Annotated in this window: 22 protein-coding genes; 13 read left to right on the forward strand and 9 right to left on the reverse strand. The window is 66.1% G+C overall.

Annotated features, from left to right (window positions below):
• Positions 1–2 precede the first annotated feature (2 nt).
• From SJY41_RS05095 to SJY41_RS05110, 4 genes are read right to left on the reverse strand one after another with little or no spacing between them, the layout of a single operon-like run.
• Positions 3–521 (reverse strand): ankyrin repeat domain-containing protein, encoded by a 519-nt coding sequence (locus SJY41_RS05095; RefSeq protein ID WP_380779614.1) that lies wholly within the window; start codon positions 519–521, stop codon positions 3–5.
• Entirely contained in the window at positions 514–1,683 is a 1,170-nt protein-coding gene (locus SJY41_RS05100) for a glutathionylspermidine synthase family protein (protein ID WP_380779616.1), read from the reverse strand. Before SJY41_RS05100 ends, SJY41_RS05095 begins: the two co-directional genes overlap by 8 nt.
• Positions 1,683–2,432 carry a PspA/IM30 family protein gene (locus tag SJY41_RS05105; protein ID WP_056481642.1) on the reverse strand — a complete coding sequence of 250 codons (750 nt, stop codon included), beginning with the start codon at positions 2,430–2,432 and terminating at the stop codon, positions 1,683–1,685. Before SJY41_RS05105 ends, SJY41_RS05100 begins: the two co-directional genes overlap by 1 nt.
• Positions 2,433–2,457: 25 nt before the next feature.
• Positions 2,458–2,892 carry a YjfI family protein gene (locus SJY41_RS05110; protein WP_380779618.1) on the reverse strand — a complete coding sequence of 145 codons (435 nt, stop codon included), beginning with the start codon at positions 2,890–2,892 and terminating at the stop codon, positions 2,458–2,460.
• A 127-nt stretch (positions 2,893–3,019) separates the two neighbouring features.
• Here SJY41_RS05110 and SJY41_RS05115 point away from each other — a divergent pair, with 127 nt between their 5' ends.
• Genes SJY41_RS05115 through SJY41_RS05125 form a run of 3 tightly spaced genes read left to right on the forward strand, consistent with a single transcriptional unit; the run spans position 3,020 to position 4,687 of the window.
• Entirely contained in the window at positions 3,020–3,661 is a 642-nt protein-coding gene (locus SJY41_RS05115; protein ID WP_380779620.1) for a DUF2491 family protein, read from the forward strand.
• A 32-nt stretch (positions 3,662–3,693) separates the two neighbouring features.
• A complete protein-coding gene (locus SJY41_RS05120) occupies positions 3,694–4,107 on the forward strand; it encodes a DUF350 domain-containing protein (protein ID WP_380779622.1) in 414 nt (137 codons plus the stop codon).
• 10 nt (positions 4,108–4,117) lie between these two features.
• Complete coding sequence (locus SJY41_RS05125; protein WP_380779623.1) at positions 4,118–4,687, forward strand: DUF1190 domain-containing protein; 570 nt, start codon at positions 4,118–4,120, stop codon at positions 4,685–4,687.
• A 27-nt stretch (positions 4,688–4,714) separates the two neighbouring features.
• Here the strand turns inward: SJY41_RS05125 and SJY41_RS05130 are convergent, their stop codons facing one another.
• Entirely contained in the window at positions 4,715–5,341 is a 627-nt protein-coding gene (locus tag SJY41_RS05130; protein WP_380779625.1) for a glutathione S-transferase family protein, read from the reverse strand.
• A 101-nt stretch (positions 5,342–5,442) separates the two neighbouring features.
• Between SJY41_RS05130 and SJY41_RS05135 the strand changes: the two genes are divergently transcribed.
• Positions 5,443–6,858, forward strand: a complete 1,416-nt coding sequence (locus tag SJY41_RS05135; protein WP_380779626.1) for a dihydrolipoyl dehydrogenase — start codon at positions 5,443–5,445, stop codon at positions 6,856–6,858.
• A gap of 49 nt (positions 6,859–6,907) precedes the next feature.
• On the opposite strand, the gene SJY41_RS05140 is transcribed toward SJY41_RS05135, so the two are convergent.
• A complete protein-coding gene (locus SJY41_RS05140; protein WP_380779628.1) occupies positions 6,908–7,108 on the reverse strand; it encodes a hypothetical protein in 201 nt (66 codons plus the stop codon).
• 108 nt (positions 7,109–7,216) lie between these two features.
• Here SJY41_RS05140 and paoA point away from each other — a divergent pair, with 108 nt between their 5' ends.
• From paoA to SJY41_RS05160, 4 genes are all read left to right on the forward strand, one after another.
• A complete protein-coding gene (gene paoA / locus SJY41_RS05145; RefSeq protein WP_380779630.1) occupies positions 7,217–7,861 on the forward strand; it encodes an aldehyde dehydrogenase iron-sulfur subunit PaoA in 645 nt (214 codons plus the stop codon).
• Positions 7,858–8,808: an FAD binding domain-containing protein gene (locus SJY41_RS05150; RefSeq protein WP_380779632.1), complete on the forward strand. Its 951-nt coding sequence runs from the start codon at positions 7,858–7,860 to the stop codon at positions 8,806–8,808. The genes paoA and SJY41_RS05150 overlap by 4 nt, the downstream gene beginning before the upstream one ends.
• A 5-nt stretch (positions 8,809–8,813) precedes the next feature.
• Positions 8,814–11,006 carry an aldehyde oxidoreductase molybdenum-binding subunit PaoC gene (gene paoC / locus SJY41_RS05155; protein WP_380779634.1) on the forward strand — a complete coding sequence of 731 codons (2,193 nt, stop codon included), beginning with the start codon at positions 8,814–8,816 and terminating at the stop codon, positions 11,004–11,006.
• Positions 11,007–11,101: 95 nt separating this feature from the next.
• A complete protein-coding gene (locus SJY41_RS05160; protein WP_380779636.1) occupies positions 11,102–12,061 on the forward strand; it encodes an NAD(P)H-dependent flavin oxidoreductase in 960 nt (319 codons plus the stop codon).
• 28 nt (positions 12,062–12,089) lie between these two features.
• Here SJY41_RS05160 and poxB read toward each other — a convergent pair whose 3' ends face one another.
• Positions 12,090–13,838 (reverse strand): ubiquinone-dependent pyruvate dehydrogenase, encoded by a 1,749-nt coding sequence (gene poxB, locus SJY41_RS05165; protein ID WP_380779638.1) that lies wholly within the window; start codon positions 13,836–13,838, stop codon positions 12,090–12,092.
• Between the two features lie 254 nt (positions 13,839–14,092).
• Here poxB and SJY41_RS05170 point away from each other — a divergent pair, with 254 nt between their 5' ends.
• The 5 genes from SJY41_RS05170 (at position 14,093) to SJY41_RS05190 (ending at position 21,985) form a co-directional block, all read left to right on the forward strand.
• Entirely contained in the window at positions 14,093–15,466 is a 1,374-nt protein-coding gene (locus SJY41_RS05170) for a cellulase family glycosylhydrolase (RefSeq protein WP_380779640.1), read from the forward strand.
• A complete protein-coding gene (locus SJY41_RS05175) occupies positions 15,466–16,473 on the forward strand; it encodes a glycosyl hydrolase (RefSeq protein ID WP_380779642.1) in 1,008 nt (335 codons plus the stop codon). Before SJY41_RS05170 ends, SJY41_RS05175 begins: the two co-directional genes overlap by 1 nt.
• Positions 16,470–17,564, forward strand: a complete 1,095-nt coding sequence (locus SJY41_RS05180) for a GDSL-type esterase/lipase family protein (RefSeq protein WP_380779644.1) — start codon at positions 16,470–16,472, stop codon at positions 17,562–17,564. Before SJY41_RS05175 ends, SJY41_RS05180 begins: the two co-directional genes overlap by 4 nt.
• 87 nt (positions 17,565–17,651) lie before the next feature.
• The gene (locus SJY41_RS05185; RefSeq protein ID WP_380779646.1) at positions 17,652–20,177 is read left to right on the forward strand and encodes an exo 1,3/1,4-beta-D-glucan glucohydrolase; all 2,526 of its coding nucleotides are present in this window, start codon (positions 17,652–17,654) and stop codon (positions 20,175–20,177) included.
• Entirely contained in the window at positions 20,174–21,985 is a 1,812-nt protein-coding gene (locus SJY41_RS05190; RefSeq protein ID WP_380779648.1) for a glycoside hydrolase family 9 protein, read from the forward strand. The genes SJY41_RS05185 and SJY41_RS05190 overlap by 4 nt, the downstream gene beginning before the upstream one ends.
• On the opposite strand, the gene SJY41_RS05195 is transcribed toward SJY41_RS05190, so the two are convergent.
• Positions 21,982–22,998 (reverse strand): cupin-like domain-containing protein, encoded by a 1,017-nt coding sequence (locus SJY41_RS05195; protein ID WP_380779650.1) that lies wholly within the window; start codon positions 22,996–22,998, stop codon positions 21,982–21,984. The genes SJY41_RS05190 and SJY41_RS05195 overlap by 4 nt on opposite strands.
• A gap of 37 nt (positions 22,999–23,035) precedes the next feature.
• Entirely contained in the window at positions 23,036–26,419 is a 3,384-nt protein-coding gene (locus SJY41_RS05200) for a TonB-dependent receptor (protein ID WP_380779651.1), read from the reverse strand.
• Positions 26,420–26,632 lie beyond the last annotated feature (213 nt).

Genomic DNA, 26,632 nt, shown 5'->3' on the forward strand with positions numbered 1-26,632 from the left:
AGCTAACCAGCCGTTGCGAAGCGTGCGGCCAACGCCTCGTTCCCTTGCGATACCGCCAGCGAGTGCACGCTGTTCCCTGCCGCATCGACGATCGCCGGGTCCGCACCGTGCTCCAGCAACAGGTCGATGATCGCCGTCTTGTTCACCAATGCCGCCAGCATCAGCGCGGTCTGGCCGACGCCATTGCGCCGGTTCACGTCGGCGCCCGCGTCGAGCAGGATCTGCGCGAGCTCGGCGTAACCCTTGAAGCACACGCCCATCAGCGCGGTGTTGCCGCGCGCGTCCGCGGCGCCGTCGACCTGCGCGCCTGCTGCGAGCAAAGCCGCGGTGGCTCCGGCCTGGCCGTTATAACTGGCGATCACGAGCGGCGTGTAGCCCTTGGCGTCGGTCACCTCGATATCGACGCCCGCCCGCAACAGCGCCGGGATCATCTCGTCCCGCCCCGTCCTAGCGGCATCGAACATCAGTTCGACCAGCCGCTCCATCGGCGGCAGCGGGGGCAATTCTCGCGCGTCAGTCATCATTCGCCTCGATGATATGCGGCACGAACCGCGCGAGATTGCGCGTCACGACCGTTTCATCTTCCCGAACGCCGATCCCCGCGGCTTCGTTGCCGACCATCCACGCGCCGATCACCGGATGGCGGCCGTCGAACACGGGAGGTGGCGCATAGGCCTGACGGATCGCACCCTCGGCGCCATAGCCTTGGTCAAGCACGGCATGGCCGCTCTCGCCGATCACCTCGACGTTCGCGCCCTCGCGCGAGAACAGCGGTTTGCGCACATATTTCGGCCCGAGAATCTTCGCGGCGGGATCGTCGTCGAAGAACGCGGGCAGCAGGTTCGGATGGTCGGGATGCCGCTCCCACAGCAGCGGCAAAATGCCCTTGTTCGACAGGATCGACTTCCAAGCCGGCTCGATCCAGCGCACGTCTGCGCGCGACAGGTTCGGCGCATAGGGCTCGCGCAGCATGAACTCCCACGGGTACAGTTTGAACGCGGCCTGCACCTCGAAGCCGTCGGTATCGACGAAGCGGCCGTCCGCGGCGAGGCCGATATCCTTCATCTCGACGAACTTCGGCTCGATCCCGACCTGCGACGCTACATCCTCGAAGAACCGCACCGTCTGGCGATCCTCGACCGCCGACGCATCCGCGGCGAAATGGACGAAGCCACCGCTCGGAAACAATGCACGGAACCGCTCGCGTAGCTTGTCGAACAGGCTGTTGAACTGGTCCGTGCCCGCCGGCAACGCACCGCTCGCGAGCAAATCCTCGAGCCACATCCACTGGAACGTCGCACATTCGAACACCGATGTCGGCGTGTCCGCGTTGTACTCGTAGAGCTTGGCCGGCCCGGTGCCGTCATAGGCGAAATCGAACCGCCCGTAGAGCGACGGCTGCCGCGTCCGCCAGGTTTCCGCGACGTAATTCCACTGCTCGCGCGGGATCGCGAGGCGTTCCATCAACTGCTGGTCGCGAACCACCTCATCGACCAGATCGAGGCACATCGCATGGAGCTGTTCCGCGGCGGGTTCGAGGTCGTCCTCGATCTCCGCGAGCGTAAAGGCGTAGGCCGCGCCCTCGTCCCAATAGGGTTCGCCGTCCGTGTCGTGATAGACGAACCCGATCGCGTCGGCCCGCTCGCGCCAGTCGCCGCGCGGATCGACCGCAATCCGGCGCATCAGGAGTCCGACGTCTTGGAGTCGTCGCGCTGCTCGATCTGCAGCGTTTGGCCGAGCTGTCCGGTCTTGGGGGCCGTCAGGCGCGCAAGCACGTCGTCGGCCGAGGACTGGCCGGGTCCGATCCCTGCCAACCGCAGCTTCTCGTCGAGATCTGCGCCGGTGCGACGATCCTCGAGTTCTCCCGCCGCCTTGATCCGCTCGCCGCGGATCGCCTGCCGCTCGCGAATGCGCGCGAGGCTGTCCGCCGCCGAGCCGAGCTTGTTGCCCGCACCCATGCTGCCCGATGCGACCGAGGCTTGCGCCTTCTGCACCGACTCGTTGACCTTGACGACCTCGACCTCGCGGCGGAGCTGTTCGATTTTCCGATCGGTCTGCGCGACGGCGGTGTGGATCTGCTCCTCGGCGGCGCGCATGTCCTCGACCTGCGGGGACTTCAGCGCGATGTCCTGTTCGAGATCGGCGATCCGCTGCGCGACCTGGCGCGCGAGGTCCATGTTGCCCTTCTCGACCGCGATCCGTGCAGACGCCTCGTACTTCGTCGCCTGAGCACGGAAGCTCTCGACTTCGGTTTCGAGGATGCGGCGGCGGGCGACCAGCCCTGCGAGATCGTCGCGTGCCTTGCCCTGCGCCTTGTCGGCATCGCGGATTTCCTGGTCGAGGATGCGTAGCGCGTTCGCATCGACGACGGCTGCGCCCGCTTCGTGCGCACCGGCACGACCGAGGGTGAAAAGCTTGCTCCAGATGGCCATGCCAGTCTCTCCGTTTGTATCTAAATCAGGCGGCGGGGATCTGCGCGTGGCGCAGGTCAGTGGCCGCATCAATCGCATTCTCGGCGAGCGTGCGCAGTTCGATCACGACAGTATCGAGCGGGCTCGACGTCGCGAGTTCGCCGAACAGCTCGTAATAATCGCGGCCCTTGACGGTACCGATCCCGAAGTTCGACAGCGGTACCAACTTCTGCGACTTCAAGAGGAAGGTGTTGAACGCGAGAGCGTCCTCCTGCTCGTCGCACGGCCATAGCAAGGTCGAAGCAGAGATCTGCGCCTCGCTGACGTTGACGAACAGTTCGAGGTCGCCGTGGTGGTGCATCGTCACCAGCAGCACCGGGTCCGCGCCTTCGAGGATCCGCGCGGAGAATTCGCCGGCCTTGGCAGGCTCTGACGTATCGAGCGCCGCCTTCAGGCTGCGGACGGTCCAGATGTCGGTCAAATGCAAGAACTCCCGTGCTTGTCGCTCGCGGAGACACATAGGCGCGGGCGCGGAGGACGCCAATGGCGCTTTGCGACGTCCCGCGCTTTGGCCTATGCGGGGGGCCAATCAGACATACGAGGATTGCATGTTCGATCGCCTGTTCGGCCGCAAGCCAGCGCTTGACGGAAACGCCCTGCCCGTCGTCCGCAACGTCACGCTGGGTCGGACGGTCACCGTCGATCCGCTCGCTTGGCGCCGGTTCGGGTCGGAGCTCCTGTTCCCGTTCGACCGCGATACGCTGGTGATCGTCGCGCAGGGCCTGATCGACCTCAATGAAGGCGGTTTCGTCCACCGGTTCTACACCGACGACGACATCATGTTCCAGGCGGTGTCGAACGACCGAGCCGGGCAAGACGTTACGGATGTCACGCTGTTCGCACCGTGGGACAGCGCCTACCCCTCGTCGTCCGCAGAGCGCCCCGCGTGGAAGAGCCGCCTCAAGGCGCGCACCTTCACCGCGGAAGGGTTGCCCGAATATGGCCGAGCATGGTTCGGTCCTGAAGCGAGCGAACAGGAGCCCGTGACGTTCTGGGAGGAGCTGCACGACGACCGCGACGGCATCGTCGACCGCCGCATCTTCCAGACCTGCATGCTGTTCAGCCGCGATCTGCCGGGCGACGACGGCCGCGAATTGCTGCTCGCGATCGACATGGAAACCGAGTCTGGTGAGGTCTCGTTCGAGATCATGCTGGGCGTGGCATTGGAACTCGGCGAGTTCCGGGCCTAGCGTCACGCGCAGACGGCTCCGGGGGAAATGCCATGATCGACCAATACAGCTTCGGCGCCAGCGCGCTCGCCTTCCTGATCGCGTTCGTCGCGGCGGGGGGGTTCACGATTCTGTTCAAGATCGTCTATCAGGTCGCGACGCCGTATCATGAGAAGTCGCTGATCCGGGAGGGCAATACGGCCGCGGCGATCACGCTCGGCGCGGCGTTGCTCGGGTATGTCCTGCCGCTCGCTTCCGCGTTGACGCATACGGTCTCGCTGGTCGAGTTTGCGGTTTGGGCGCTGCTCGCGGGCGTGATTCAGATCGTGACGTTCCTGGTCGTCCAGCATTTCGTGATGCGCGACTTCAACGACCGGATCGTCCGCGGCGAAATTGCCGCCGCGACGTATATGGGCAGTATCTCGCTCTGCGTCGGCATCCTCAACGCCGCCTGCATGACGAACTGAGGAGGCACCGATGAAGCGTTCCAGAACGATCGTCCTTACCAGCCTGATCGCGGGCTCGGGCATTTCGCTGACCGCGTGCGACGGCGATGTCGGCGGCAAGCCGGTCGAGGCGCAGAGCTATGCCTCCGTCGCCGAATGCCGCGCGGCCGGTGCGCTTTCCGCGGTGCAGTGCGACACTGCCTTCGAGCAGGCCAAGGCCGACGCCGCAAAGACCGGGCCACGGTTCGAGGACAAGCAAACCTGCGAAGAGCAATACGGCGCCGCGCAGTGCGAGCCGCGCAACAACGGCAGCGGCGGGAGCTTCTTTACGCCGTTGCTGACGGGGTTCCTGGTCGGCCAGGCACTCAATGGCGGCTTCGGCAACCGCGGCGCGCCGATGTACCGCGACCGCGATGGCAATTACTATGGCGGCGCGGGTGGCCGGATCAACCGGGACTATGTGACGGGCCGGACGCGGGTAGGGTCCGACGCCTTCACGCCGACGACGGCGAGGGCCCCTGCCCGCGTACAATCGCGTAGTTCGGTGATCTCGCGCGGCGGTTTTGGTGGCGGGTTCGGTGGACGCAGCTTCGGGGGGTGACGCCCCCCAAAGCTAAATCGGCGTTCGTCAGCGGCGGGGCGGCATCAACGGTCCGCCGATCTCGGTAGCGGCGACGAACGCCGGCCTTGCCTTCAGTCGGTCGAGATAGGCTGAGACCGCGGGATGCGCCGTCAACAGGCCCGCACCCTCTGCGATCGCGAGAATGTAGCACATCTGGATGTCGGCTAGCATCAGCGCGTCGCCCATGAGATACGGCCCCTCGCCTACACCCGCGGCGATATAGTCGAGCGTCTTGGTCACCTCCGGGCCGGTGAACTTGGCGAGGCCGTCGGGCAAGCCACCCATGCGCTTGCCGAGCGACGTCATCATGATCGGCAACGACGCAGAACTCTCGACATATTGCAGCCATTCGTCATGCAGCGCCGCCGGGTCGCTGCCGACTGGCGGGGAGAACCGGCGGTCGCCGTGGCGGTCGTCGATATAGGCCAGGATCGAGGCGCTTTCGGCCAGCGTGAGGTCGCCGTCGACCAGCACCGGCGCCTTGCCCAGCGGATGGATTGCCTTCAGTTCGGATGGCGCGCGAAAATTGGCATCGCGCTCGTATTTCACGAGATCATACTCGATGCCGAGTTCTTCGAGCAGCCAGATGACGCGGATCGAGCGCGAGAAATTCAAATGGTGAAGCGTGAGCATGGCCGTCCTTCTATAATGTATTGCTGCACTGCGGAACGGCTGGGGTGGGTCGAATGTTTCGTAGCGTTCTACCCCGGAATTCTCCGGCAGCGGAGAGACTTATGACTAACCTGACCTGCGACGTCGCGATCATCGGCGCGGGAACCGCTGGCCTTGCCGCCGAGCGCAGCGCCCGCCGCAACGGCGCCAAGACGCTGCTGATCGACACCGGCTTTGGCGGCACCACCTGCGCCAGCGTCGGTTGTATGCCCTCCAAGCTGCTGATCGCGGCTGGCAATGCGGCACACGCGGTAAAACAGGCCGCAACCTTCGGCGTCGAAGCCTCCGGCAAGCTCGACGGCGCCGCCGTGATGGCGCGTGTCCGCAAGGAGCGCGACGCGTTCGTCGCGGGTGTCGAGAATTCTATCGCTGGCCTTCCGGACGACGTGAAGGTCGATGCGCGCGCGAAGTTCGCCGGCGCCACGATCCTGTCGCTCGACGATGGTCGTAAGGTTCACGCCAAGTCCGTCGTGATCGCCACGGGGTCGAGCCCAGACGTCCCCAATATGTTCGACGCGGTGCGCGACCGGGTGCTGACCAACGAGACGATCTTCGACCTGCCGACCCTGCCCGGCTCGATCGGGGTAATCGGTGCCGGACCGCTCGGGCTCGAACTGGCGCAGGCGCTGGCGCGGCTCGAGGTCGAGACGATGGTGTTCGACATGGGCGACACAATCGCCGCGCTAAAGGACCCTCATGTGGCCGAGGCGCTCCAGACGATCCTTGCGCGCGAATTGCCGATCCTGCTGGGCGTCGAACTGACGGCAGAGCCGGACGGCGACTGCGTGATGGTGTCCTGGACCGGCTCGGCAACCGGCAAGAAGCGCTTCGACTATCTGCTTGTCGCAACCGGCCGGCCGCCGCAGATCGAGGGACTTGGCCTCGAGACTACCAGCTTGGACCTCGACGAGCACGGCATGCCCGATTACGACCGCGACACGATGCAGTGCGGCACCGCGCCGATCTTCTTCGCCGGCGACGCGGACCATGACAGGCCGGTGCTGCACGAAGCGTCCGCAGAGGGCACGATCGCAGGGCGCAATGCCGCGAGCTATCCAGAGATCCTGCCGGGCAAGCGCATGGTCCCGTTCTCGATCATGTTCACGCATCCCAACGTCGCAGTCATCGGCAAGGTCGCGCAGGACGGCGATACCGACAGCGTCATCGGCGCCGCCTCGTACGACGATCAGGGCCGTGCGAAGGTCGAGGCGTGCAACGCCGGTCTCGTCCGCTTCTATGCCGATCGCCGCGACGGGCGCCTGACAGGCGCGACGATGGCGGGCCCCGCGGTCGAGCACAGTGCGCATTTGATCGCTTGGGCCATCCAGAGCGGCTGGACCGCGACCGAGGTTTTGGACCTGCCCTTCTACCACCCGACCTTCGAGGAAGGGATGAAGCCGGCACTTCGCTCGATTTGCGCAGAAGTTCATGCTCCCACCCCGCGCGACCGCGACGATGGCTTCACGCCCGGGACGTGAGTCCGACCTCACGATCCTTTCCCTCCAGGGGAGGATCGTGAGGCAAGCCCTAGTCTTCCAGATCCAGATACGCGACAACGTCGTTCTCGGTGGCGAGGTACAGTCCCGCCTGGACGTCCTCCTCCTGTTGCGCCGCAATTCCCAGCGCCTCGCCGAGCGAGCCATAGAACAACGTTGTTGCCGCACCACCTTCGCCGCTATCGTCGAGATGGTAGAGGCGAACCGATACGCTCGAAGAAATAGTCCGCATTACAACACCCTATCACACGCCACATGACGCAGAATTCACGGAACCAATCACAGGTTAGCGCAACTTTGGCTGCCCTCGCTGGTTACGCTAACAGATACAGGGGTTTATATGCATCAAGATGAAGGATTTCCGGTGTCGCGCCGTGGCGTGATCGCCGGTGGCGTCGCGTCGGCCACGCTGGCCGCAACGCCGGGTGCGCAGGCACAGACCCAGGGCGCCCCGCAGCCAGCGCCGCCGACCATGCCGGTCACGCTGAAGGTCAACGGCCATACGACGAAGCTGACCGTCGACACGCGCACCACGCTGCTCGATGCACTCCGCGAAAATCTGAAGCTCACCGGCACCAAGAAGGGCTGCGATCACGGCCAGTGCGGAGCGTGCACGGTGATCGTCGAGGGGCGCCGCATCAATAGCTGCCTGACGCTAGCGGTCATGCACGAGGGCGAAGAGATCACGACGATCGAAGGCCTCGGCACGCCTGAGAAGCTGCACGCGATGCAGGCGGCGTTCGTCAAGCATGACGGATACCAGTGCGGCTATTGCACGCCCGGCCAGATCTGTTCCGCGGTCGCGACGCTCGGCGAGATCAAGGCCGGCATCCCCAGCCACGTCACCGGTGACATCGCCGCGCAACCGTCGGTCACCACCGACGAGCTGCGCGAGCGGATGAGCGGCAACATCTGCCGCTGCGGCGCCTATTCGAACATCATCGACGCGATCCACGACGTCTCGGGCACGGAGCGCACGGCATGAAGGCCTTTACGTACGAACGTGCGACCTCGGCGAAGGAGGCAGCAAGCGCCGCGGTCCGCACGCCAGGCGCGAAGTTCATCGCGGGCGGCACCAACCTGCTCGACCTGATGAAACTGCAGATCGAGACCCCGCAGCACCTGATCGACGTCAACGGCCTCGACCTCGACAGAATCGTGTCGACCTCCGACGGTGGGCTCCGCGTCGGCGCCCTCGTCCGCAATACCGATCTCGCCGCAGATGCCCGGGTCCGTAAGGATTACGGCGTGCTCACCCGTGCGCTCGTGTCCGGCGCGTCCGGCCAGCTTCGCAACAAGGCGACGACAGCAGGCAATCTGCTCCAGCGGACCCGGTGCCCGTATTTCTACGACACCACCAAGCCCTGCAACAAGCGTCAGGCTGGGACCGGGTGTGCGGCGGTTGGAGGGTTCAACCGCAACTTGGCGATCATGGGGACGAGCGAGGCGTGCATCGCGACGCATCCGAGCGACATGGCGGTGGCGATGCGCGTGCTGGATGCGACGGTCGAGACGGTGAACGCCGCCGGCGAGACACGCGCGATCCCGATCGCCGATTTTCACCGGTTGCCGGGCGCTACGCCGAACATCGAGACGTCGCTCGCGCCCGGTGAACTCATCACCGCGGTGACGTTGCCCAAGCCGATCGGCGGCACGCATATCTACCAGAAGGTCCGCGACCGGGCGTCCTATGCGTTCGCGCTGATCTCGGTCGCGGCGATCATTCAGCCCGGCGGGCGCGGCAGGCTCGCCTTTGGTGGCCTCGCGCACAAGCCGTGGCGGGTCGAGGCGGCCGAGGCGCAGATGCCCAACGGTGCCAAGGCCACCGCCGCGGCGGTGCTCGCCGGCGCCCGCACCACCTCACAGAACGCGTTCAAGCTGCCGTTGGTCGAACGCACCATCGGCGCCGTGTTCGAAGAAGCGAAGGCCTGACGCCCATGAAGTTCGATACCCCCGCCACGGCGAACCCGACCGACCGGATGAAGGTCCTCGGCCAGCCGATCGACCGCATCGACGGCAAGCTGAAGACCACCGGCACCGCGCACTACGCTTACGAGCGCAACGATGCCGCCCCAAACGCGGCCTATGGCTACATCCTCGGCTCGGCGATCGCCAAGGGCCGGATCGAGAGCATCGATGTCGCCGACGCGAAGTCTGCACCCGGTGTGCTTGCGGTCGTCACCTACGAAAACGCCGGCAAGCTCGGCAAAGCCAAGAACCACACGGCACGGATGCTCGCCGGGCCAGAGGTCCAGCATTACGACCAGGCGGTTGCGGTCGTCGTCGCCGAGACGTTCGAGCAGGCCCGCGCCGGTGCCAAGCTGCTCCGCGTGAACTACGCGCGCACGGCCGGCCGGTTCGATCTCGCCGCATCGCAAGCGTCGGCCACCAAGCCGAAGAGTGGCACCCCCGACACTGCGGTCGGCGACTTTGCGGGTGCGTTCGCCAAGGCGCCGGTCAAGCTCGACGAGCGCTACACCACGCCCGACCAGAGCCACATGATGATGGAGCCGCACTCCACCACCGCGGCGTGGAAGGACGGCAAGCTCACGCTCTGGACGTCGAACCAGATGATCGCCTGGGCGGTCGGCGACATGAGCGAGACGCTGCTCCTGCCGAAGGAAAGCATCCACGTGATGTCGCCCTATGTCGGCGGCGGTTTCGGCTCGAAGCTGTGGGTCCGGAGCGATGCGGTCATGGCAGCGCTCGGCTCGCGTGCGATCGGCGGACGTCCGGTTAAGCTCGCGCTCGCGCGCCCGCAGGTAATGAACAATACGACGCATCGCCCTGCGACGATCCAGCGCCTTCGTATCGGCGCGCAGAAGGACGGCAAGATCACCGCGATCGCCCATGAGAGCTGGTCGGGCGATCTGCCCGGCGGCGGCCCCGAGACCGCGCCAAACGCGACTCGGCTGCTCTACGCGGGTGCCAACCGCATGACCGCGACGCGTCTTGCCGTGCTCGATCTTCCCGAGGGCAATGCGATGCGTGCGCCGGGCGAGGCGGTCGGCCTGCTCGCGCTCGAAGCGGCGATGGACGAACTGGCCGAGAAGCTGAAGATGGACCCGGTCCAGCTGCGGATTATCAACGACACGCAGGTCGATCCGGAAAAGCCGACACGTCCGTTCTCGCAGCGTGATCTGGTCGGCTGCCTGAAGACCGGCGCCGAGCGGTTCGGCTGGGACAAGCGCAACGCCGTGCCCGGACAGGTCCGTGACGGTCGCTGGCTGGTCGGCATGGGCATGGCGTCGGCATTCCGCGACAACGTGACGATGAAATCGGGCGCGCGCGTGGGCATCGACAAGAAGGGCGCCGTGACGGTCGCCACCGACATGACCGACATCGGCACCGGCAGCTACACGATCATCGCGCAGACCGCGGCCGAGTTGATGGGCGTTTCCGTCGACAAGGTCATCGTGCTGCTCGGCGATAGCAGCTTCCCTGCCTCGTCGGGCTCGGGTGGCCAGTGGGGCGGCAACAGCTCGACCGCGGGCGTCTATGCGGCGTGCATGGCGCTGCGCGATTCGGTGGCTCGCAAACTCGGGTTCAATTCGGGCGACGTCGTGTTCGAGGACGGCAAGGTGAAGTCGGGCAACCGCAGCGTCGCGCTGTCCGAGGCGGCCGGTGATGCCGGCCTTTCGGCGGAGGACTCGATCGAGTTCGGCGACCTGACCAAGACCTACGCACAGGCCACGTTCGGCGCGCATTTCGTCGAAGTCGGCGTCGATTCGGCGACCGGCGAGATCCGCGTCCGCCGCATGGGTGGGGCGTTTGCGGCGGGCCGCATCCTCAACCCGAAATCGGCACGCAGCCAGGTGATCGGCGCGATGACGATGGGCGTCGGTGCGGCGCTGATGGAGGACGCGGTAGTGGACACGCGCTTCGGCTATTTCGTGAACCACGACCTGGCCGAATATCATGTGCCGGCGCACGCCGACGTCCCGCACCAGGACGTGTTCTTCATGGACGAACTCGACGAGAAGTCCTCGCCGATGAAGGCCAAGGGGATCGGCGAGCTCGGCCTGTGCGGCGTCGGCGCGGCGATCGCCAACGCGGTCTACAACGCCTGCGGCGTCCGTGTCCGCGAATATCCGCTGACGCTCGACAAGGTCATCGGCAAGATGGCCTGACCGGGTACCCTGCCCTCCATATCGTCCACACGGTGACGATATGGAGGGCAAAACCGGCTCTGGCGTGTGCGAATGGGTTGCGCTAGAAAACCCATATGACCGTACCCGCTATTCTAAAAAACCTGCGCCTGCCCGTCATTGGCTCGCCATTGTTCATCATTTCCGGCCCGGAGCTGGTGATCGCGCAGTGCAAGGCCGGTATCGTCGGTTCGTTCCCCGCGCTCAATGCGCGGCCTCAGGCGATGCTCGACGAGTGGCTGCACCGGATCACCGAGGAACTCAGCGCGCATAACCGCGCGAACCCGGATCGCCCCGCAGCCCCGTTCGCGGTCAACCAGATCGTCCACAAGTCGAACGATCGCCTGGAAAGCGATCTCGCGACGTGTGCGAAGTGGCAGGTGCCGATCGTCATCACCTCGCTCGGCGCGCGCGAAGACCTCAACACGGCCGTCCATGGCTGGGGCGGCATCACGCTCCACGACGTGATCGACGACCGGTTCGCGCGCAAGGCCATCGAGAAGGGTGCAGATGGCCTGATCGCGGTCGCGGCGGGCGCCGGTGGCCATGCCGGTCGACTGTCGCCGTTCGCGATCGTCCAGGAAATCCGCCAGTGGTTCGACGGCCCGCTCGCGCTGTCGGGCTCGATCGCGACCGGCGATGCGGTGCTGGCGGCGCAGGCGATGGGCGCGGACTTCGGCTATATCGGATCGCCGTTCATCGCGACCACCGAGGCGAATGCGGACCAGGCGTACAAGGACGGCATCGTTGCCGGCAAGGCCTCCGACATCGTGTATTCGAACCTGTTCACGGGCGTGCACGGCAATTACCTCCGCGCATCGATCGTCGCGGCCGGCATGGACCCCGATGCGCTGCCCGAGGGCGACCTGAAGACGATGGACTTCGGTGGCGGCAACGGATCGAAGCCCAAGGCGTGGCGCGACATCTGGGGATCGGGCCAGGGCATTGGTGCGGTCACCGAGGTCGAAAGCGTCGCTGACCGCGTCGACCGCCTCGAACGCGAATACCGCGCGGCGCGGGCCCGTCTGTCATTGTGACGGACACCGCGCCGACCCGTTCCGGCGCCTAGAACAGACGTTTCAGCAAGCCGACATTGGTCTTGCCCAGCTCGACCACCTCGTCTCCGCGCCCGCTGATGATCGCCTTTGCCATGTAGAGCGTGAAGCCCTTCATCTGCTCGAGCGTGATCTTCGGCGGCATCGACAATTCGGTCCGCGCGGTGACTGCGTCGAGCAACGCCGGCCCCGGATGCGACAGCACGTCGCGGATGCCCGCCTCGACCTCGCCCGGATCGGTCACTCGAACGCCGTGCAGACCCATCGCCCGCGCCATCGCCGCGAAGTCGGGATTGTCGAGCGTCACGCCGGTCTCGATCAGCCCGGCCGCCTTCATCTCCATCTCGACAAAGCCGAGCGTGCCATTGTTGAAGACGATGATCTTCACCGGCAGCCCAAGCTGGCGCACCGTCAGCAACTCGCCCATCAGCATCGCCAGACCGCCGTCGCCCGACATCGTGATCACCTGTCGGGTCGGACAGGTCGCCTGTACGCCGATCGCCTGCGGCAACGCGTTGGCCATCGATCCGTGGTTAAACGACCCGATCAGTCGCCGCCTGCCGTTCATCTTCAGATAGCGTGCGGCCCATACCGTCGGCGTACCGACGTCGCACGCGAAGACCGCATCGTCCGCCGCCTGTTCGCTGAGTACGCGCGCAACGTGCTGCGGATGGATGACGCCGCTGCCGGGCGTCCCGTCAGCAAGATCGTCGAGCCCCTTGCGCGACTCCGCGTAGTTCTCGCGCGCGGATTTCAGGAAACTGCCATCGCGTCCGCTTGTCAGCTGCGGGATGAGCGCGGCAAGCGACGCGCCGACATCGCCGACCAACCCGATATCGATCGCCGTCCGCCGACCGAGATTTTCCGGGATCAAATCGATCTGCGCGACCTTGGCCTTCTCCGGGTAGAACTGCCGATACGGGAAATCCGTGCCGAGCATCAGCAGGACGTCGCAGGCCATCATCGCGTCGTAGCCGCTCGAAAAGCCGATCAGGCCGGTCATGCCGACATCATAGGGATTGTCGTATTCGACGAACTCCTTGCCGCCGAGCGCATGGACGATCGGGGCCTGCAATATCCCTGCGAGCGTGACGAGTTCGGCGTGCGCGGTCCGGCACCCCCGCCCCGCCAGGATCGTCACTTTCTCGGCACCGTTCAACAGAGCGGCAAGGTCGGCGATATCCGTCGGCGTGGGGACGGTCACCGACGTCGGCGGCAAGAGCGCGCCCGCCGACCGCGCCAGCGTTCCCGTCGTCGCGCGCAAGGCGACATCGCCCGGCATCGCGACAACCGAGACTCCGCGGTGGCCGACCGCGGCACGGATCGCGGTCTCCAGCGTCCGCGGCATCTGGTCCGCATCGGAGATCGTCTCGCAATAGACGCTGCACTCGCGGAACAGCGCCTCCGGACGCGTTTCCTGGAAATAGTTCGAGCCCACTTCGCCGCTCGGCACCTGTGCGGCGATCGCCAGCACCGGCACGCGGGTCCGGTTGCAGTCGTATAGTCCGTTGATCAGGTGCATGTTGCCCGGGCCGCATGACCCTGCGCAGACGGCGAGCTTGCCGGTCAGTTGCGCTTCCGCCCCCGCGGCGAATGCTGCGGCTTCCTCGTTGCGGACGTGGATCCACTCGATCTTGCCCTGTCGCCGCAGGCTGTCGGTCAGTCCGTTCAGACTGTCACCGACGACCCCGTAGATACGCTCGACACCGGCCAGATGGAGCGTCTCGGCGAACAGATCGGCGATGATGGTCTTGGACATGAAGCAACTCCGGGCAGTGATGAGGACCTGACTCGACCAGCGAGGGGGCAGTGCACAAACGCGTTCCGCGGCGATCGGGATGCAAGGAATGCAGGCGTTGGTCGCCGGTCGCGCACGGCCGGTCATTCGGCTTGATATGATAAATCGCGGTGGCGCGGCGTCGCAACCAAACCTACAGGTGATCGCAGGCGCACGCGGGCCGTCACCGATCGGCGAACTGTCCGACGGGATTGCCTCGCGGTGCACGAGATACGATGCACGAGATACAGGGGGATGGTGTGAACAAGGCGATGATCGGCCGACGTGCGGCGCTGTTGGGAGGCGTCGCGCTGGTCGCGGCCTGTACCGACGTCGGGCATTTGAGCGCAACGCGTCCAACCTCCGCGTTCGTGACCGTCGATGGCACCGGCTTCCGCCGCGGCGGCAAGCCTTACCATTACGCCGGTGCGAACATCTGGTACGGCGCATGGCTCGGCGCCGAGACCGCGTACGGCAACCGCGCGCGCCTCGGCCGCGAGCTGGACCGGCTGAAGGCGCTCGGCGTCCGCAACCTGCGTATCCTCGGCTCGGCCGAACTGTCGCCGCTGAAGAACTCGATCACGCCCGGGTTCCGCGACAAGAGCGCGACCTACAACGAGGACTTGCTGAAGGGGCTCGACTGGACGCTCGCCGAGATGGCGAAGCGCGACATGACCGGCGTGATCTACCTGACCAACTTCTGGGAATGGTCGGGCGGGATGATGACGTATCTGTCGTGGGTGAACGGCGGCAAGTTCATCAACATGAACGACCCTGCGCATCCGTGGCCCGAGTTCGCCGACTGGAACGCCGCGTTCTACACCAGCGGCCAGGCGCAGGCGATGTACCGCGACTATATTCGCGCGGTCGTCTCGCGGACCAACAGCGTCACCGGCGTTGCCTATGCCGCCGATCCGACGATCATGGCGTGGCAGCTGGCCAACGAACCGCGCCCGGCGGGCGGGGACAAGGTTGCCGTCCCCAACCTGCCCGCCTTCTACCGCTGGGTCGATGAAACCGCGCGGTACATCAAGACGCTCGATCCGAACCACCTCGTCTCGACCGGCTCCGAAGGCCTGAAAGGTTCGATCGAGCGCGAGGACGTCGTACTGGCGGCACACCGCTCGCCGTCGATCGATTACCTCACCACGCATATCTGGCCCAACAACTGGACCTGGATGGATGCCGGGAACCTCGCCGGGACGTATGACGCGGGCGCGGCGAAGGTCGCGGATTATATCGACGCGCATATCCGGCTCGCCACGACGCTCGGCAAGCCGCTGGTGATCGAGGAGTTCGGCTATCCGCGCGATGGCCAGAACGCCTATGATCCGAGCATCACGACGGTCTACAAGGATCGCTTCTACCGCCAGATCTACGCCGCGATCGAGGCGAACGCGAAGGCCGGCGGACCGCTCGCGGGGTCGAACTTCTGGGCGTGGAACGGCGAAGCGCGCACGCTGCACGCCGATCACCGGTTCCAGCGCGGCGACCTCGGTTACATGGGCGATCCCCCGCACGAGCCGCAGGGCTGGTACGGCGTGTTCGACAGCGACGCCTCGACGCAGGCGGTGATCCGCGCGCACGCTGCGGCGATGGCAGCGCTCTGATGTTCAACCGGCGCGAAACGCTGGGCATGACCGCGGCGCTGGGGCTGCTTCAGGGCGTACCGGCGCTGGCGGCGGTGCCGAACCGCAGCCTGAGCAACCCGCACGCGTCGCCGGCCGCGCGAAACCTGTATGCGTACCTCTGGAGCCAGTACGGGCGGAAGACGCTGACCGGACAGCAGGAACAGGGGTCGGGACCGCGCAATCCAAACGGCGAGCTCGACTATCTGCAGCGCGTGACCGGCAAGCTGCCTGCGATCCTCGGCCTCGATTATATCGACCCGCGCGACAACGACGCGGTGAACGACCGGGCGACCGCCTGGGCGCGGTCGGGCGGGATCGTCACGCTGTGCTGGCATTGGGGCGCGCCCGACATCGGCACCGGCTACGAGAATTCGAAGAAGGATTTCGACGTCGCCGCCGCCTTGAAGCCGGGCACGCCGCAGAACGTCGCGATGATGCGCGACATGACCGAGGTCGCGCGTCTGCTGACGGTGCTGCGCGACCGCGGCGTGCCGGTGTTGTGGCGTCCGTTCCACGAATTCAGCGGCGACTGGTTCTGGTGGGGCAAGCACGGCCCGGACGCGTTCAAGGCGCTCTGGGCGCTGATGTACGACCAATTCACGCGCGTCCACCACCTCGACAACCTGATCTGGGTGCTCGGCTGGGCGGGCCAGAACGTCGATCCCGCCTGGTATCCCGGCCGGGCCACGGTCGATGTCGCAGGCGCGGATATCTATGCCAGCGACCACGGCAACCTCGCGCCGATGTTCGCGCAGGTGAAGGCGATCGTCGGCGACACGCTGCCGATCTGCCTGCACGAGAACGGCCCCGTCCCCGATCCCGCCTTGCTCGGTGCGTCCGCCGACTGGCTGTGGTTCATGACGTGGCACACGCGCTGGCTGACCGGCGCCGATCAGAACACGCCCGGGCAACTCCGTCTCGATTACACCGCGAAACGCTACGTCACCAAGGACGAGCTTCCCGCATGGTTGAAGGTAAAGGCATGACGAGGTTCCTGGGGCTGCTCGGTGCGATGTTGTTGTCGACGTCGGCGATTTCCGCGCCGCTGACCGTTACGCCGGTAACGATGACGGCTGGCGCCCCGCTGCCGATCCACATCGGTGGGCGTGTCGAGCGGACGGCGGGCGGCTATCGGCGGCAATGGCCCGGTACGTATTTCGAGGCGAGCTTTCGCGGCCGAGGCGTGTTGCTGCGGGTCGGCGAAGGTGACGTCATCCTGCGCGTTTCGGTGGATGCCGCCACCGCTGCGACGCTCGTGAAGCCCAAGCCCGGCCTTTACCGCGTCGAAGGCCTCGCGACCGGCCGTCATAGCATTCGCGTCGACGTCGCGAGCGAAAGCCAGGCTGCATCGACCGTCTTCGGCGGCTTCTATGCGACGGCGGGGACGCGGGCACTCCCCTCTCCTGCTCGCGCCCGCCAGATCGAGTTCATCGGTGATTCGCACACCGTCGGCTACGGCAACATCTCGACCAAGCGTGACTGTACGCAGGACGAAGTCTGGGCGACGACCGACGCGTCACAGGCGATGCCCGCGCTCACCGCCCGGCGCTACGGCGCGGACTATCAGGTCAACGCGATCTCCGGCCGCGGTATCGTCCGCAATTACAACGGCATGCCCGCGGACACGGTGCCCGCCGCCTATCCGTTCACGCTGTTCGACAAGGCGAAGCGCTACGCCGACCCTGCCTGGCACCCGCGCCTGTTCGTCATCGCGCTCGGCACCAACGACTTCACCACGCCGCTGCATCCCGGCGAACCGTGGAAGACGCGCGACGCGCTCCACGCCGATTACGAGCAACGCTATGTCGCGTTCGTCAAACGCCTTTGGGCTCGCGATCCGAATGCGCACATCGTCCTTTGGGCAACCGACATGGCGGACGGCGAGATCACGTCGGAAGTCGGCAAGGTCGCGGCACGCCTCAAGGCGGAGGGTCAGCGTAACGTCGCGTTCGTACCGGTGACGGGGCTCGCCTTTACAGGCTGTCACTCGCATCCTTCGACGGCTGACGACTCCCGGATCACCGCTGCGCTGTCCACGTATATCGACGCGCATCCCGAGATGTGGACGCGCAAATAAGCAAATGATTTGCGCAATGCTGCCGTCACCCGGTAGCACGCATGCAAAGGTACGGACCATGGTCGCGCACCGCACAGGGAGAGTATGATGTCGGCGAGTTTTTCAACCTTCACGATCGCGCTGCTGCTGCAATCGGCCGCCACGCCCGTGCCGGCGCCCGCCCCGCTGTCCGCCGTCGCGCATCCCGAGATCTGGCCGACCGCGAACGCGCGCCCCCTGCGCGATCCGAAGGTCGAGGCGCGGATCGACGCGATCATGAAGCGCATGTCGGTCGCCGACAAGATCGGCCAGCTTATCCAGGTCGACATCGCCAGCATCGAGCCGTCGGACCTTCGCACCTACAAGCTCGGTTCGATCCTGAATGGCGGCAATGCGGGCCCGCACGGCGACGACCTCGCACCCCCGATCGAATGGCTGAAGCTTGCCGATGCATTCTACGACGCGTCGATGGTCCGCACCGATGGCCGCCCGGCGATCCCGGTGATCTGGGGCACCGACGCGGTGCACGGCAACAACAACATACCGGGCGCGACCCTCTTCCCGCACAACATCGGGCTGGGCGCGGCGCGCGACCGCGACCTGATGCGCGAGATCGGCCATGTCACTGCGATCGAGACCGCAGCGGCCGGTATCGACTGGACCTTCGCACCCACGCTCGCCGTCGTTCGCGACGATCGCTGGGGAAGGACCTACGAGAGCTATTCCGAGGAACCGACGATCCAGGCCGATTACGCCGGCGCGGTGATCGAGGGCGTGCAGGGCAAGGTCGGCACCAAGGAGTTCCTCGCCCCCGACCGCGTGATCGCGACGACCAAGCACTTCCTCGGCGACGGTGGTACCGGCGGGCGTGACCAGGGCGATGCGCTCATCCCCGAGACCGCGCTGCGCGACATCCACCTCGGCGGCTATCCCGCCGCGATCGAGGCGGGCACGCAGTCGGTGATGGCCAGCTTCTCCAGCTGGAACGGCGCCAAGATGCACGGCAACAAGAGCCTGCTGACCGGCGTGCTCAAGGATCGCCTGCACTTCGACGGCTTCGTGGTCGGCGACTGGAACGGCCACGGCCAGGTCGACGGCTGCTCGAACGAGAGTTGCGCGGCGGCGATCAATGCCGGGCTCGACATGTTCATGTACTCGGGCAGCGGGTGGAAGACGCTTTACGACAACACGCTGAAGCAGGCGCAATCGGGTGAAATCCCCGCCGCCCGCCTCGACGACGCGGTCCGCCGGATCCTGCGCGTGAAGATCCGCGCCGGGACGTTCGACCGTGGTCGGCCGTCGTCGCGCGCGCTCGCTGGCAAGATGACCCTGATCGGTGCCGCAGACCACCGCGCAATCGCCCGCCGTGCAGCGCGAGAATCGCTGGTCCTGCTCAAGAACGAAGGCGGCCTGCTGCCGCTGAAGTCGTCCGCCAACATCCTCGTCGCCGGCGGCGGTGCCGACAACATCCCGCAACAGGCCGGCGGCTGGTCGCTGACATGGCAGGGCGGCGGCACGACCAACGCGAACTTTCCCAATGCCGAGACGATCTGGTCGGGCATCAGCACCGCAGTCAAGGCGGCTGGCGGCACCGCGACTCTGTCGGCGGACGGCAGCTTCGCGAAGAAGCCCGACGCGGCGATCGTCGTGTTCGGCGAACAGCCCTATGCCGAATTCAAGGGCGACCGCCCGAACCTCGAATACAGCCCCGATGACAAGTCCGACCTCGAACTGTTGCGCAAGCTGAAGGCCGCGGGCGTGCCCGTCGTCGCGGTGTTCCTGTCGGGGCGCCCATTGTGGGTGAACGCCGAACTGAACGCGTCCGATGCATTCGTCGCGGCGTTCCTGCCAGGCAGCGAAGGCGGCGGTGTGGCCGACGTGCTGTTCCGCAAGAAAGACGGCAGCGTCGCCAACGACTTCCGCGGCAAATTGAGCTTCTCCTGGCCGAAACGCCCCGACCAGTATGTCCTGAACCGTTCCGATCCCGGCTACGACCCGCTGTTCGCGTTCGGCTACGGGCTCAGCTACGCCAAGCCAGGCGCTGTTCCCAAGCTCGACGAAACCCGCCCTGCCGGCATGGCCGCATCGTCGAACGGTACGATCTTCGGCAAGGGCCGCGTGCCGGAGGGTTGGTCGCTCACGCTCGTCGAACAGGACCAGTCGAAGGTCCGCCTGCTCGGCGTCAACGCGACCACGGCGACCAAGCGCCTTACCGCCTCCGCGGTCGACCGCCGTCGCCAGGAAGATTCGCGCGCGTTCGTGTGGACGGGCGGCCCCGCGGACGCCCGGGTCGAGGCATCCGGCCCGCTCGACCTCACGCGCGAGAGCAATGGCGAGTTGAGCCTGGTGGTCGACGTCCGCGTCGACCGCGCCGGCAGCGCGCCGATCGGACTCGGGATGGTCAGCAACGACGGCAAGGCCGTGACGGTGCCGATCACCAGGACGCTGGCGGCCGGAAAGCCCGGCGACTGGCAACAGGTGATCGTCCCGCTCCAGTGCCTTGCCAAACGCGGTATCGACATGGCGCACGTCACCGCGCCGTTCGTGATCGCCACCGACGGCAAGCTCGGCCTGTCGATCTCCGACGTGAAGATCGACTCCGCGCCCGTGCCGATGACGAAGTGCGGCGATTGAGCCGGCGGCTTCTCGGCGTGGCGGCCGTCATCCTGACGACCGCCGCCACGCAAGCGCCGCCCGCACCGATCCGGATCGACCAGGCGGGGTTCGAGACGACCGGTCCCAAGACGGCCGTCCTGCCATCGACGCAGGCCGGGCCGCTCGCGTGGACGCTTACCGACGCACGCGGGAAGGTCGTCGCATCGGGGGAGACGATCCCGCTCGGCGCGGACGCCGCGTCTGGCGAAAGCGTGCACCGCATCGACTTCGGGTCGGTCCGTGCGGCGGGCTCAGGCTATCGCCTCCACGTCGGCACCGCTGCCAGCCACCCGTTTGCGATCACCGCCCGCCCGTTCGCACCGCTCGCGAAGGCGGCGATGGCGTTCTTCTACCAGCAACGTAGCGGCGTCCCGATCCTGCCGGCCTTCGTGGAGCGCAAAGCGCTCGCCCGCCCCGCGGGTCACGCACCGGACATCGCCACCTGCTTTGCCGGCCGCGATCAGAAGGGCGTGAAATGGCCAGGTTGCAGCTACAAGCTCGACGCGACCGGAGGCTGGTACGATGCCGGCGACCAGGGCAAGTACGTCGTCAACGGTGGCGTCTCGACCTGGACCCTGCTGGACCTTCACGAGCGCCTCGCCGCATTCGGTGACGCAAACGCGTTCGCCGACGGACGCCTGGCACTGCCCGAACATGCCAATGGCGTCGACGACCTGCTCGACGAAGCGCGGGTCGAAGTCGCCTTCCTGCTCGCGATGCAGATCCCCGACGGCACGAAACTCGCGGTCGCGCCGGACGCCGGCATCGCAGGCAAGGCGATCACCCGTTTCGAAACGATCGACGCGGGCGGGCTGGTCCACACCAAGATCGCCGACGAGAACTGGACAGGCCTGCCGACGGCGCCTGCCGACGATCGCCAGACCCGCTTCCTCTACCCGCCATCGACCGCGGCAACGCTGAACATGGTCGGCGTCGCCGCGCAATGCGCGCGGATCTGGCGATCGATCGATGCCGTATTCGCGCGCCGCTGTTTGACCGCGGCAAGACGCGGATGGGCGGCGGCGCTTCGCCATCCCGGCCTGCTCACCAATTCGGACTTCACCGGCAGCGGCGGATACGGCGACCCGGACGTCCGCGACGAATTCACCTTCGCCGCCGCCCAGCTGTATGCAACGACGCGCGAGCCGGCGTTTCTCGACCGCCTTCGCCGCGACGGCGTCTTCACTGATCCCGGCGCGGATATAGGCTGGGGCTCGCTCAGGCTGGCCGGCGCCCTGACGCTCGCCACGAGTCCGCTTCCGGCGGAAGATCGCGCCACGCTGCGCAGCCGCATCACGGGCATCGCCGACACCTTCGTCGAAGAGGGCAGGCACAGCGGGTACGGCATACCGTTTGCCGGCACGAACTACCCATGGGGCTCGAACAGCACGATCCTGAACCGCGCGATCGTGCTCGGCGTCGCGTGGCAGATCGACCCCAAGCCCGCCTACCGCGCTGCGGTGGTCGCCAGCATGGACTATATCCTCGGCCGCAACCCGCTCGACCGTTCCTATGTCACCGGTTTCGGGGTCCGGCCGATGCAACACCCGCACCACCGGTTCTGGGCAGCCTCGGCGGACCCGCGCTATCCGGCGCCACCGGCGGGGGTCGTATCCGGTGGACCGAACTCGGCAGCGGCGACCGCGCCCGGGCCGATGCAGGGATGCGCGCCGCAGACGTGCTGGGTCGACGACTACCGCGCCTTCACGGTCAACGAAGTCGCGATCAACTGGAACGCGCCGCTGGTCTGGACCGCCGCCTTCCTCGATGCGACGCAAGGGCGCTAAAGCCGCTCCAGCGTCCGGGACAGATAGCCGCGGATCGCGTCGTTCCGCGCCGGCGAGGGCGCTCCGAGCACGCCGCGTGCCGCCTCGGGCAGGTGCGCGGCCGCATTCTGCGCGTCGTCGCCGAAGACATAGTGATCGAACCAGCCGCGCACCGCCTCGCGCTCGCCCGGTGGCAGGTCGCGGATCGCCAGGATCGCGTGGATCAGCGCCGGGAACGGCGACGCCGCGCCCCCCTGCCCCCACCAGTAATTGACCAGCACGTTGAACCGCCCGAGCGCCTTGACGTCATGCCACCACATCGATGGAATGAAGATCGCGTCACCCGGCTCCAGCACCGTCACCTGCATATGTGTGCGCGCCTCGGCGAAGCGGGGGTAACGCTGCAGGTCGGGCGCTTCGAGATCGACCAGGCTGACCGGCTGGCCGGCGAGCGTCACGTCGAGCGGGCCGACATACAGGTTCGATCCCTGCTCGGGGGGAAACAGGCAGAACCGCCGCCTGCCCGCGACCACGACCGCGACGTTGCTCGATACGTCGTAATGCGTCGACACGCGGCTCTCGTTGCCGATCCAGACGCGCGGCACGGCATCGGGGGTCGGCAGCGGCAGGACGTTCGCGTCCGCCCAGCCCGGCAGGAACTCTCCCGCTGCGGCGGCTCCGGCGTAGATGGCGGGCGCACCCGGCACGCCCTGTAGCGCGATCAGTTGCTCGACCAGCGTCGGGATCGGCGCCTTGGCGCGCTCGAAGTTGAAGCCGCTGAGGTCGTCATTGTAGAAGAACCGCCCGCGCACGTCGCTCTGGGCGACCATGACCTCGGCGGAGCGCCCGCCATCGAACTGGACGATATGATCGCCGATCGCGCGATCGGACGTGCGCGCCGCCCGCACCGCGGGCCAGTCCGCCGCCAAACCGCGCATGACGACGGGACGATAGCCATGCGCGATCTCGGCTTCGAACCGGGCCGCGTCGATCGCGCCGGTTTCGGCCACCGGGAGGCCAGTGATCTCACTCATCCCGTGCGTGTAATCCCTGGCCTCACATCCCGCTAGCTCAGAAGGTCATGCGCGCCGACAGCGTGTACGACCGGTCGTTCTTGAAGAAGCTGCGCGGCGCTTCCAGTCCGGCACCGTTCAGCAGGAAGTTGGTCTTGGTCGTCTCGTCGAGCAGGTTCGACGCGGTCACGCCGAGCTTGAAATGCTCGTTCACCGTCACGAATGCCGAGGCATCGAGCTGGCCGGTCGGCAATGCGTAGACCGGCAGGAACGGGAAGCAGCAATCGCGGTTGGTCAGCAGGAACTTCGAGCGCCAGCTATACGCGACGCGGGCATAGAACGGACCCTTATCGTAGAAGCCGGCGACGTTGACGGTATGCTTCGACAGGCCCTGCAACGGCAGGTTGTCGTAGAGACCGGCGACGTCCTGCGGCGGGCGGCTCCCATCGGCAGCGCCGTTGGCGGGAACCGGGTTCGGGATCTTGCCTGCCTTAACATAAGTGTAGTTCGCCTGCATGCCGAGCCCGCTGAGCGGTCCGGGCAGGAAGTCGAACGTCTGCTGGTATGCCAACTCCGCACCCTTGATCCGCGACTTGCCCTTCACGTTGGCCGGACCACTGACCTGGACATCGAACGACTGTCCGTTGTTGGTCAGCGTGCGCGTGTAGCCGTAATTGTCGACGATGATGTTCGACAGCGTCTTCTGGAACAGCGTCGCGGTCAGCGAGCCGACCTTCGAGAAATACCATTCGCTGGTCAGATCGAATTGCACAGCCTCGACCGGGCGGAGGTACGGGTTGCGCGACGACGCCGCGAACTGGAAGTTGCCCGTCGTGTTGCCGCCCGATGAACCAACGCCGACGAAGTTGCGCAGGTCGCCGAAGTTCGGCCGCGAGATCGCCTTCGACCCGGCCGCGCGGAACAGCAGCGTCGGTGTGACCTGAAGCTTCACGTTGGCGCTCGGCAGCCAGAAGTTGAACTTCTGCTTGGCGATGTCGGGGGTCGATGACCCATTGGCATAGGCGATGATCGCAGCCTGCTGCGCGGCCGAAACCGTGCAGATCGTCGGCACCGTGCCCTGACCGTTGGGCTGATCGAACGCGCGTTGGCAATACCCGCCGAGCGTCGCTGCATAGGGTACCCCGGCGGCGTTGTTGCCGAGGTTGTTCGGATCGAAGATCGTGCTCTGCTGCGGGTAGGTGATCGCCCCTTCCGAGCTGTCCTTCGTACGGACGAAGCGGACCCCGACGTTTCCGGTGAGGCTCATTCCGTTGCCGAAATCGTCGACCCCGAAGTCCGCACGGGCGAAGGCGGCGTACGTCTGCTCGCGATTGCGATACACTTCACTTGGCAGGTACGCGCCGTCGATCAGCGGGCTGCCGTCCGCGGTCTTCCGGTCTTCGACTGCCGTGAAGCCGCCGCCGCCCAGTGCCGTGACCTTGCGCAGCAGATCGTTGAACGCGTCGTGGTCGCGCAGGATATCGTCCGCAACGAACGTCGCGCTCGGCGGCGTGTTGGTCTGGCCACGAAAGAAGTTGGTGAAGTTGTGCAGGCTTTGCTCGTTCTGGTTGAGCGCCGCAAAGCTGATCGGGCCCTTTGCCGACCACGTCTCCGACAGATAGCCCCAGTTGTTGTAGTCGACCGACTCCACGGTCTGCTTGCGATCGGCATAGCGCCCGCCGACCCGGACATTGCGCAGGAACGCGTCTTCGCTCACGTCGAACTGTGCGTCGCCGCGGAACGCCCACTCATGGCCCTTATTGTCCTGACGACCATTGAAGGCGTCGCGGAAATAGATCGAGTTCGGGTTCGCGAAGTAGCTCGCCGTATCGAAGCCCGGCGTGATCGAGGTGATCTGCGGGACGCCGCCACGCAAGTCGATCGCGGTCTGGCTGAACGTCGCGGTGTCCAGGATGTCGTCGCGCACCTTCACCTTCGAGGTCGCATACTGACCGTCGAAGTTCAGGTGAAGGCGATTGATCGGCTCGAACTTGATGTTGAGCGACTGGTCCTGCGAGATCGACTTCGAGAAGAAGTGACGGTTGGACTCGGTCGTGAATACGCCGTTCGGCGCGAACTGCGACAGCACGCCATAGCCGTTCGGGCCATTGCCCTGCACGGCACCGCTGCGCTTGCCGAGCGTGCCGCTCGTAAAGACACCATTGTCGTCATAGGTAAAGTCCGAGCCGCCGACCGGGAACACCGTGTTGGCATCGCCGTAATAGACGTTCGGTTCGACGGTGTGCTCGAGCCAGTCGTCGGTCGATTCGGCCCGGACGAACTGCGCGGTGACGAGCAGGTTGCCGGAGGCGTTCTCATACTGCGCGGCGCCCGAATAGCCGATGCGCGTACGATCGAAATCCTGCGTACGCGAGCCTGCGCCCAGCGGCGCATATACCACGTCGCGGCCGGCCGGCAGCGGGAAGGAGTCGAACAGGGTCGACTGGTACGGCGTACCCGCGTTCAGCACGCGGCCTTCGCCGGCATCCTGGACGCCGTTGCCGTTCTTATCGTCATTGTAGCGCGGCAGCATCGACGAGATGAACACCGAGTCCGAACGGCTATAGAGCTTTTGGTAGGTGCCGCTGGCGAGGATGCCGAAGCGTCCTGCGCTGCCGAGGTCGAACTGCTTCGAGACGAGACCGACGAATTGCGGCGCGCCGCGCTTCTCCAGGTCGCCAAGGTTCATGCCGGCCGACAGGAACAACAGGTCCTTCTTGGAATCGAATGGCTTGCGGGTGTTGATGTTGACGGTGCCGGCGATGCCGCCCTCGACCAGGTCGGCAGTCAGATTCTTGAACACCTCGACCGAGCCGACGATTTCGGCCGGAATGTCGTTGAAGCCGATCTCGCGACCACCACCCGCCGCAAACGCGTCGCGACCGTTGAATTCGCCGCGGACATAGCTGAGGCCGCGGATGACGACGCCCGAGCCCTGCGCCGAATAATGCGCGGAGTCGCTGGGAGCGGCAAAGCGGCTGATCGAGACACCGGGGACGCGCTGCAGCGCTTCGTTGACCGAGCGATCGGGAAGCGCACCGATGTCTTCCGCGGTGATCGCGTCGACGACGGTGTCGGAGTTGCGCTTGATGTTCTGCGCGTTGGCCAGGCTCTGGCGGATGCCGGTGACGACGATCTCTTCGCGGTCGGGGTCCGGCGTCGGATTACCCGCATCCTGCGAGGCGCCCGAGGTGCCGGTCGTGTTGCTGGCGGAGCCGGGTGCAGTCCCTGCGGTCGCCGAATCCAGGCTGGTCGCGCCCGACGTGGTGCTCGCGACACCCGTGCCGGCAGGAGCCGGTACTGCCTGCGGATCGGCCGCCGCAGGATCAGCGACCTGCGCGAACGCGGATGGCGCCATCACGGCGATCGCGATTACCGAGACGCTCGTCCCAAAAAGACGCGACGCGCGCGCGATCGCGCGCGTTGAAGCAACACCTGCCATGATAAACCCCTAAGCATCCTTCAGCACGATCGCCGTCGCTCTTCGAGCCGACGATCTGATCGCGCTTTCCCTAAATCGCCAAACATCCTTGGTTCGGCTTGCCACGGTGGTAGGCAGCTATTTTCGCCACCACAAGACGAATAAGACAATTTGATAGACAGATGTGTCGGACGTTGCCGATGTGTTGCTAAAGTGTAACAGGCTCGAAACGGT

The sequence above is a fragment of the Sphingomonas sp. R86520 genome, assembly GCF_042466285.1.
In the GTDB taxonomy this organism is placed as follows: Bacteria; Pseudomonadota; Alphaproteobacteria; order Sphingomonadales; family Sphingomonadaceae; genus Sphingomonas.